The sequence below is a fragment of the Tenacibaculum tangerinum genome, assembly GCF_029853675.1.
GTDB classification, from domain to species: Bacteria; Bacteroidota; Bacteroidia; order Flavobacteriales; family Flavobacteriaceae; genus Polaribacter; species Polaribacter tangerinum_A.
In genome coordinates this window covers 1,910,667-1,921,522 of the sequence record NZ_CP122539.1, presented here as the reverse complement: position 1 = coordinate 1,921,522, position 10,856 = coordinate 1,910,667, and the positions used below count along the sequence as shown (strand labels likewise).

Below are 10,856 nucleotides of genomic sequence, written 5' to 3'. Positions count from 1 at the left end.
GTAGTACTCTACCCCTGTATTATCTTTGGTGATAGGGCCACCTGAAGGTCCTAGAGTTTTAGGGTCGTTTCGGGTTAAATCTGGACTGATTACTTGCCATGACTGCCCTTCGTTTTCGGTAACGTGGAAATGGTTAGATGCGGCGTACAACCTTTTTTTGTTATTGGGAGAAAAGAAGATAGGAAAATTCCATTGAAAGCGGTATTTAAAATCTTCAGCACCATGTCCCATAGGGTCATCGGGCCATACATTGATGGCTCTCGTTTCGTCGGTTATATGGTTTTTTCGGGTAAGTAAGCCCCCATAACTTCCTCCATATACGATATCGTTGTTTAATGGATCAACTACAATATGGGCACTTTCACCACCTGCCGTGGCTTCCCAATCAGATTCACCAATAAATCTACCATGGGTTCTGTGCGAAATTCTTATGGTAGAATTATCTTGCTGTGCAGCGTAAATTCTGTATGGAAAATGGTTGTCGGTGGTTACCCTGTAAAATTGTGCTGTGGGTTGGTTGTGATAGGTAGTCCAGTTTTCACCTGCATCAAAAGAAATTTGCGCTCCCCCGTCGTCGCCAATAATCATTCGTTGGTTGTTTTCAGGGTCGATCCACAAGTCGTGATGATCGCCATGCGGAGCGTTGTAGGTTGTATAGGTTTTTCCGCCGTCTGTAGATTTGTGATAGTTTACATTTAAAACGTATAGAATATTTTCATCTTTGGTATCGGCATACAAGCGGGTATAATACCAAGCACGTTGCCGTAGTTTACGTTCTTTATTAATAAGTTTCCACGTTTTTCCGGCATCGGTAGATTTGTACACTCCACCATTTTCATTTTCTATAAGTGCCCATACAATGTTTGAGTTTAGGGGTGATACGGTGATCCCAGAAATTCCCCAAATACCTTTCGGTAATCCTTGATTTTCAGTAATAGATATCCATGTTTCTCCAGCATCGGTACTTTTCCAAAGTCCAGAACCTTCACCACCACTAGATAAGCTATAAGGAGTTCTTCGTACATTCCAAGTACTCGCATATAAAATTCTCGGATTGCTGGGGTCGATGATTAAATCGATAGCTCCAGCATTTTCATTGGCGAACAATACTTTTTTCCAGTTTTTTCCTCCATCGGAAGATTTATAAACGCCTCTTTCTTTGGTCGGTTTGTATAAATCGCCTAAAACAGCTGCATAGACTATTTCTGGGTTTTTTGGATGAATTCGCATTCTCGGAATATGTCTTGAGTTGGAAAGTCCGATATGTTTCCATGTTTTTCCAGCATCGGTCGATTTCCACACGCCATCACCTGAAGAAACATTTCCTCTAACGGTTTTTTCACCAGCTCCTACATAAATGACATTCGAATCCCATTCGCTCACGGCTATAGAACCTATGGAACCTCCAAAGAACCCATCTGAAATATTTTGCCAGGTATTGCCTGCATCATTTGTTTTCCAAACACCTCCACCAGTGCTACCCATATAGAAAAGATTAGGCTGTTTTACCACTCCAGTAACGGCACAACTTCTTCCGCCTCTAAAAGGACCTATGTTACGCCAGGTAATGGCACTAAAATTTTCTTTTAAAAATTGGTGGTTGTTTTTCTGCGCTGTAACTTTGGCGCTAAAGCTAACTATTAGAAATACAAAAAAGGATACAAAGATTTTCTTCATTTTTGTGGCTGATATGAATGTTTAAAACGAGTTAAATATAAAACTTAATTCATGAATGTAAGATTAAAGAATTCAGAAAATAGCATAACTACGGAAGAAATTACCATTTCAGGTTCTAAAAGTGAATCAAACCGTTTGTTAATCTTACAACAATTGTATTCAAATATACATATTGAAAATGTATCAGATTCAGACGATACCCATCATTTACAAGAAGCATTGTCATCAGCTAATAGTGTAGCTGATATTGGTCATGCAGGAACTGCCATGCGTTTTTTGACGGCCTTTTTTGCAACGCAGGAAGGAGAGACAAAAGTGTTACAAGGTTCAGAACGTATGCACAATCGACCTATTGAAATATTGGTAAATGCGTTGCGTGATTTAGGTGCTGATATAGTATATATAGAAAAAGAAGGCTATCCGCCACTGAAAATTACTGGTAAACAGCTAACAAAAAACAAAGTTTCAATTAACGGAAATGTAAGCAGTCAATACATTTCAGCCCTAATGCTAATAGCACCCAGCTTAGAAAAAGGGTTGGAAATTGAGTTGATAGATAAAATTACATCGGTTCCTTATATTAATATGACGTTGCAGCTATTGCATCAACTAGGTATTGAAGCTGAGTTTAAGGGGCAATTCATAAAAATAGCACCAACACCTGTTGTAAAAAAACAAACAGTCGTTGTAGAATCAGATTGGAGTTCTGCATCTTACTTTTATTCGATTATAGCATTGAGTGAGTTGGGTTCTTCGGTAAAATTATCTGCGTATAAAGAAGATAGTTTACAAGGAGATAGTTGTTTGGTAGAAATCTATCAGCATTTTGGAGTGCGTACTATTTTTGAGGAAAATTCGATTACGCTTATCAAAGAAAAGGAACATGATACTTCAATACTAGTACAAGATTTAAAAAATGCGCCTGATATAGCACAAACAATAGCCGTTACGTGCTTTGGGTTAGGAATAGCTTGTGATTTGTCAGGATTACATACTTTAAAAATTAAAGAAACCGACCGATTAGAAGCGTTGCGAGAAGAATTAACTAAGTTAGGCGCAGAAATTACAGTTACCAATGAAAGTTTACATTTAAAACCGTCTGCAAAAATTAACAAAGACATTCAAATAGCTACCTATAACGACCATCGAATGGCAATGGCATTTGCGCCTCTAGCTTTAAAAGTGCCTATTGAAATTTTAGATGCTGAAGTCGTTACGAAATCGTATCGAAGTTTTTGGAAAGATATGGAGCAGCTAGGAATAAAATAAGATGACATACTTTTATAGTTAGTATTATTTTTATTGATACTTTTATAAAACAGGTAATATCTTGATGTAGAGATAATTATACTTTACATCAAGCTCATGTTACGTATTAAAAACGGTTCGTACTTGTGTAGTAGTACGAACCGTTTTTGTTTTGTAGAAAGCATTCGTACCATAGATAAGTTCGATAGATATATCGCAAAAAAAAACCAGAGCATGTACTTAAAACACGCTCTGGAATTTAGTTAAAATTGAATTAAGTTAACGTTTGGAAACGTTATTCAATTGCAATCTTTTTAACCCATTTAGCATTTTTCGTTTGGAATTGTACGAAATAAATTCCAGGAACTAAATCATTTACGGGTAATCCTACATCACTATCAATTTTTTCTTCATTAAAAGTTTTGACAGTTGTTCCTGTGGTTCCGTTTATTACTTTTATGAAAACGGGCTCCATTACAGGGTTGCTTATTTTAACATTCATAATGTCTACAACTGGATTTGGGTGTACATCAATAGCGTCTTCAAGTTCTTCATTTGACTCTATGCTATCTACTACCACAATTTGTACAGTACTAATGGTTGAAGCTCCCATAGCATCTTTTCCAGTAATTACCACATTCGTTGTACCTTTTGCTAAAGGCTTTAGTAGTAATTTTTCATCACTAATATAAGCTGTTACGATAGAAGTATCTTCTATATTATACGTGAATGATAAGGTATCACCATCAGGGTCTTGCATTGTTTCGTTGTAAACAATTTCTACTTCACCGTTGTACAAGTTCATGTATTTGGTTTCTAATGTATTGGCAACAGGAGCTCTGTTTTTATTCATTACTTCAACGGTAATGGTAGAGTTTCCTTTTACTGCATTTTCATCTTCAGTTTCAAATACAAAAGTGTATACCCCTTCATCTTCATAAGTTGGTGTATAGCTAAAGTTAGCAGTACCATTTACGAAATCGAAAGTAACGTTAGGATAATTTTCAACCAACGCTACATTGGTAATAGCATCTCCTTCTAAGTCTTTTACCTCTAATTCTAGCGATAATGTTTCCGATTCGTATACATAGTATATTTGCTCGGTTACTAACTCTGGAGCTTGGTTAATTTCTAACGTAGCATTAATACTTGTAAGAGAAGCATTAGGGTCGTTAGTTTCAATTAAAATATTTGCAGTGTTTTTTGGATACAAGGTTCTAGAAGGGTAGAATTCTAGCGTAATATCTTTTGTATTGCCAGGTTCAATGCTACCAGTTCCTTCTTCTACATGCGTTAACCAGTTTAGCTGAGAAGTCGTATCTGAACCAACTCTGTTCATCCATGCAAAGTTTCTTACTGCGGCTCCACTAGCGTATAAATCATACCAGAAACCACCATTATAGTAACGATATCTATCTTTTACAGGTGTTTCAATTCTTACAGCACCTTGCGGGAAGGTTGCTCCTAATGGGAATGAAATTACTAAATAGAATTTTTCGTAAGGGAAAATTTTAACGCTTTCACCTAATTCAAAAGTTAGTAAGCTACCATAAGAATCTGAACTTTCTATAGTATAGTTAAATGTTTCTTTATGAATTGGTGTTGCATTTTCTAAAAAGGCTCCCACTCTAATTTCTACTTCAATATCAGAGTTTAACCAATCCCCAGGTACGTACCAAGTTTGTACATGAGAAAGGTCAAATCCACTTGCAGGAGCAATAAACTCTGTAGCAGAAGAGAACACGGCAATACCATTATAACCAAATGATGTATACGGACCAGACTCTTCTTCGTACGACAATATTTCTACAATATCGCCTTTTGATTCGGCATTTTTAGCATTTTGTTTTTTAGTAAATGCTTTGCTACTTTTTTGTAGGAAGCTATTGTTTTTTACAGTTTCTGATTTTGATTGTTTTTCAGACTGTGTTGTCGTACCTCTGTTATAAGTCATACTTAACTTATAATTTAAAGGAGACTGTCCGTTTTCATTTCCTAAGTTTAAAACGTAGGGCAGTACATCGTCGTTGTATGCCATTTTATAAATAGGGTCTGCATTAATTGTAAAAGCAGGTGGTGCTTTGAAAATAGCAGTTATAGGAAGCTCTACAGTAGAACCATCGTTAATAGTTGCCATAACAGCATTGCTATAGTTATCGTTTGGTTCTGTTGGCGAGAATGTAATTCTCAATGTTTCAGACTCAAAACCTGGTTCTATAACAAAACTGTCTCTAGAACTAATAGGGACCCATCTCCAACCCCATCTAAAATTAAACACATAGCGTTCAATAACTGCATTTGCAGGGTCTTTTAAACGCAAGTTACCAACATTTAATGTTGCTTTTCCAGTATTAGCTAATTGGAATTCTTCATAATATTCTTGATTTGGTAATACTACTTTTTCGCCTAAATCTATTGTTTCAGGTATATAGGTAAGTACTGGATCACCACCAACAGTAATATCAAAAGGTACTCTTACACTTCTATTTAAAGGATCGTTACTAGAAATGTAAATTGCATCGTTGTAAGTACCAGCGTTTACATCTACTGAAGAATACGTAACATCAAATTCTTGTGAAGTATTCGCTTCTAATGTGTATTTATTAGCAGGTATAATCTCTACAGCGACACCATCGGCAAGGAAATCTTGATAATGAGCAATTTGAACTGCTTCTGTAGCTGCTTGGTTTTCAATTCCAATTAAACCGTAAAAAGCTCTTGCTCTGGTTGGTATGTTTTCTTTATACTGGAATTTAATAGTACCGTCTTTATATAAAATAGCTTGGAAACTGTATTCTGAGCCAAAACCAAATATGTTAAGATAGTTTCTCCACTCAAAAACAAGTTTGTCTTCATACGCTTTAAAATATCGCCCTCTTTGATCTTCTGGTAAGCTCGTATTCGGACCACCCGCAGCAAAGTAAGGTGCAATAATGTTGTTTACCTCATCTGCTGTAGGTACTGGGTTTGGAGAGAAGAAGTTTAAAGATTCATCTTTAATTTCATCAAAGCTCAACACCCCTTGCGTACCCATCCAAAGCTTCGAGTATTTTTGGTTGTAAAAGTTAAACTCAAAAGGTAAGTTTATCGCCTCCCAAAAATCTGAATTTTGTACATTGAAAGGAACTTTATCGTCTTCAGTTAAACGATACCATTGGAAGCTTGGCTTATTTTCTTCATTGTATGTAGTTCTTGAAATATAAGCGTATTCACCAGTAGTATTGTTCGCAGTCTCTAATGTTAAATGTTCTGTATTAGCAATAGCATATTCGAGTGTAGCCTTTCCGCTATTTTTTACGGTGAATTTTGTCGTTGCTGTTTCATCAGGATTCATTGTCACGGCATAGCTAGGTTCTACAACCTCCATTTTAGGAGCATCGATAATAGTACCTGTAAACGGAACACTATACATCTGGTCGTTTTCATCAACAACTTCTAATACATCATCAATAGCACCAAGCGTATTGGTTAGTAATGTGTAATTTACATACAGTGTTTGGTTTGGTTTAATAACTGTAACATCTGCTGTTTCGTGCGTTAATTGTCCGTTTTTAAACTGAATGCTTTTTGTTGAAATTTCTTTGGTACCTAAATTTTCAATACCAATGCTACCAGTTACTTCTTCGTTTTGGAAAACGTCTCCAAAATCAACATTTTCAGGAGCTACTACTATGGTAGAAGCACCTCCGCCAGTAACATTAATATTTACTTCAATTGATTCGCTGCTTCTAAATGGATCGTTAGACAATACACTAATGTATTCTTTAAAGCTACCTTCAATTAGTTTATCCTTGTCAACAGTCATTACTAATTCAGCTGTTTCACCAGGTTGGATAATACCTCCAGAAGAAACCACATCTTTAATTAGACCTCTACCAGGACTGTGAATTTTTACGATTTGGTATGCCTTGTGTGGTAAGTATACTCTTTCTCTGTTAGAATTTATAAGCAAACCATCATTTTTCGCTCTATTTTCTATAGCAGTATAAAAGCCTCTCATTATATAGCTAGGGAAGCCTACGATGTTATCGTAAATTAATTCAATGTCTCCCGTATCATAAATTACAATTTGTAGCGTAATACTTGCCGTTTCAGGGTCGTTTGCATGGCGCACATTTGTATATTGTACTGTAAATTTGCCTGGGTCTTTTTTATAGTGTACCGAACCTTGTTGAGCAAATGCAAATTCTTTTACAATTGCTGAAATATATCCGTTCGGCATAAAAGTACCATGGAAGGTAGAAGTTGCATTAAAAACACTATTTGTTTCTAGTGTAAGCAATCCGTTACGGGTAACATACAATTCACCTACGATTTCTCCAAAGAAAGGGAAATCAAACCCTAAATCTACTTTTTGATATAACTCTTTTGAGTTTTGTTTAAAGAAGTTGGTGATGTCTGTTCCTGAACTTGTAATATCATTAAAAACATATCCTACCGGATAATCCATTTTTTCCATAGTATATGGAAAACGTTGAATGTTTTCAGGTAAATTTTCAATATAACTTACATCACTTTTAAAGTTAGGGAATCCGTATTGTAGCGGATATTGCCCTGTATTGGTAATCTTAATTGTATCAACAGGTTCGTCTCCTATTTGTACGTTATCAAAATTATATACACTTTTCTCAATGCTCATTTGTGCTGGTTCAATACTTACAGCAAAAACATTGAACTTGAATTGCTTACCAGCATCGTCTGTTAAAGTAATTACAGCATTTTTATTACCCACACTATTAGGGGTAAAGGTAATTTGTAGCGGTCTTTCGTCTAATGCAGGAATATTTAAAGCAAATCTTGATGTATTTACTACAAATTGAGGATCTGAAGATGAAACAGATAGGGTTCTAAATCTTCCGTAACCTTGGTTGGTAATGGTCATTTCTTTAGTACTGCTCAATCCATTGAAAACATGACCAAAATCTAAGATGTTAACTGAGGTTAATTCAGACTCTTGTCCTTTTACCACCACGTCTAATGGAATACGATAGTTAGGAGTATCGACATCGTTACTTCTAACTACTATATTAGATTTATACGTTCCGTTAATCAGTTTCGAAGCGTCAATATCTACAGTCACCTCTTCTTGTCCAATTCCAGAAATGCTTCCTGCTTCTGGAGTAAATGTAGTGTACGTTGCTAAAGGTTCGGTAGTACTTGAAGCAGTTACTGCCCATACAAAAATATCCGATTCTATAGCTTGTGATATGGGTTGCCAAGTTTTACCTAAATCGAAACTCATAAAGCAGTTGTCTGAATATTCAGGTGAGGTTTCTGCTCCAATACCTAGTGGATATAAATTACCTGAAGGTGCATGGAAAACAAGCCAGAATGTTTCACCCTCTTCGAAGAAAAGTTGCTCTTTCAATGCGTGAGAATAGTTTCTAATATCATTTTCACCAAAAGCATTCAATTCAGCACTATATACTAAGTTTTCTTTGATAACTTGCTCACCCTTATATACCTCAAATATAGCAGGACCATCTTCTTTATCTAATTGCATGTATGAACTAACTCTTGTAAGGTTAAATCCTTCAGGATTGGTAATTTTAAACCTTGTGGCAGCAGAGTTAGTTAAGGTAGAATCTACATCTCCAATTACATAACTAACATTGTTGTAGTATTTTAAGTCTTCTGGCTCCCATTTACTAGCTTTATTTTGCTTGGTAGGGAATTTTTCAACTTCGGCAACTTCTTGTTTAATTACGTTTATTTGATTAAATGATTTTATCGTTCCTTGTTTTGGATACTGTACGCTATTTTTAGATTGTATTGCTCTAATTTGACGTGCTTCAACAGTCCAATTTAAAACACCATTATCGTTGTTTAAAATATTGAAAACATCAGATGCTTGAGTAGTTGCAGTTACATCAACAGGAATGTTTAAACTAAATTTATCTGACGATATATCGGGACCACTGTTGGTGGTAATTTCAACAATATTCGACATTTCAGAAGTGTTTCCCCAACGGTCTACTGCAGCCACTGCAATATAGTACGTAGTTAAAAACTCAAGGTCTACAATTTCTGCTTCTATAGTTTCGCCAACCTCACTGAAGTTGTTAGCGACTACCATCATATCTTTAGAAGCAAAATTAGAGTCTTTAGAATAGTAAATTTCATAACCAAAAGGTGTTCCGTCTTTTTCGTCTACAGGAACTTGCCATGATACTTTTGCAAAGTCTTGTGATACACCTGTAACCGTTAAATTATCAATTATCATTGGTGCAGTCATATCGTTTTCTGCAAGTGCCATTGCGGCATCGATATAACCTGCCCCTAGTTTACCACTATAGTCGGGGTTGTAAACATCGATATTTTTAACACTTGTTAATAATCGATCTTTTAACATTTCGTTGGTAAAGGTAGAAGAACCATACTTAGAAATTACAAGAGCAGCTATACCACTAACATGAGGTGTTGCCATTGAAGTTCCCTGTAAATAACCATATTTGTTATCTGGAAATGTACTTAAGACTCCGTTTTTAGTTCCTAATCTGATATCTCCACCAACAGAAGCGATGTCTACCCAATCTCCGTAGTTAGAGTAGTATGCTCTTTTAAAATTGGTTCCTATAGAAGCTACCGAAATAGCATTTTCATAGTAACCAGGGTAATGAGCCAAGTCGTTATTGTTATTACCAGCAGCAAAAATTACCACTCCTCCTTTCATTGGGCTGTTAGGGTAACTACCTGCTTCAGCAATAAAATAGTCTATCGCATCGAGTACAGATTGCTCATATTGACCTGCAAGTTGGTATCCCCAAGAGTTTTGAGAAATAACAGCACCATTGTCGGCACCGTAAACAATTGCCGCAGCAAAGTTACCTCCGCCATTATCTGCAAATACCTGACAAGAGATCAATTTAGCTCCGTCGTTATTACCACTACCACCAGCAACACCCGCAACACCTTTTCCGTTGTTGTTCACTGCTGAAACAGTACCTGCAACGTGTGTTCCGTGTTCTTGATCGGTAATTTGTCCTGAATTGTCAACGAAGTTATACCCATGAATATCGTCTACATAACCATTAAAGTCGTCATCAACTCCAGGTTCTCCATTAAGTTCAGCTTCATTAATCCACATATTATCTTGTAAGTCAACATGGTCTACATCAATACCACCATCAACAACAGCAACGATAACATTCGATTTTCCTTGTGTAATTTCCCAAGCTTCGAATAAGTTGATGTCAGAACCTGCTATAGAGCCTTCTAAACTTCCGTCATTGTTATAATGCCATTGGCTGGGAAGATAAGGGTCGTTTGTAGATAAAACAGCACTTGTAGTAGTGTTAACTTCTGGAACCTCTACAATTTTCGACTTTTCTAGTGTTTTTACTCGAATGGGTTCTGAGTGAAGTATGTTTAAGTTATTTTCATAATCGTTGGCTACTTTTTGTAAGCTAGCCTGACTGTCGTTAATGGTTATTTCATACCATAAATGCAATCCGTATTTCATGTGCTTACTTTCATTTTTTCCAGCATGCGGAAAAACTCTCTTCATTTTAGTAGCACCATACTTGTTATTTAACTTGTTAATTTCAGCAAAACCAGTTTCTAACTTATTTTCTTTAGAAGACTGTTCTAAGTTTTTATGTAATAATGTTACTGCTGAAGGTTCTATTTTTACACGTATTTTTTGTGGTACGAGTCCTTTATTAGACTGAGCATAACCACTGGCAAGGCATAATAAAAACACCCATATAGCAAGATGTTTCATCTTGTTTAAGATTTTTGTAATTTTATTCATTATACTTTCTATTAAATTAGTTTTTAGTTTATCTGAGCCTTCTTTTTTCTCTTCGTTTTCGTAGTAGGTAATTGGTTTCCTACTTTCTATATCGTTTAAGATTTTTTTGATGGCTTTTTCTTTAGATTTTTCTTTCTGTATCCAATCTTCTACATCTAAATCTTCCATAACCGTAATG

Annotated in this window: 2 protein-coding genes and 1 pseudogene; 1 reads left to right on the top strand and 2 read right to left on the bottom strand. The window is 35.9% G+C overall.

Annotated elements, in window-relative coordinates:
• Positions 1–1,164: 1,164 nt before the first annotated feature.
• Positions 1,165–1,485, bottom strand: a pseudogene (locus P8625_RS16355) (WD40/YVTN/BNR-like repeat-containing protein); the annotation flags it as partial.
• A 243-nt stretch (positions 1,486–1,728) separates the two neighbouring features.
• Here P8625_RS16355 and P8625_RS08370 point away from each other — a divergent pair.
• A complete protein-coding gene (locus P8625_RS08370) occupies positions 1,729–2,946 on the top strand; it encodes a 3-phosphoshikimate 1-carboxyvinyltransferase (RefSeq protein WP_279650016.1) in 1,218 nt (405 codons plus the stop codon).
• 274 nt (positions 2,947–3,220) lie between these two features.
• Here P8625_RS08370 and P8625_RS08365 read toward each other — a convergent pair whose 3' ends face one another.
• The gene (locus P8625_RS08365) at positions 3,221–10,846 is read right to left on the bottom strand and encodes a S8 family serine peptidase (RefSeq protein ID WP_279650015.1); all 7,626 of its coding nucleotides are present in this window, start codon (positions 10,844–10,846) and stop codon (positions 3,221–3,223) included.
• Positions 10,847–10,856 lie beyond the last annotated feature (10 nt).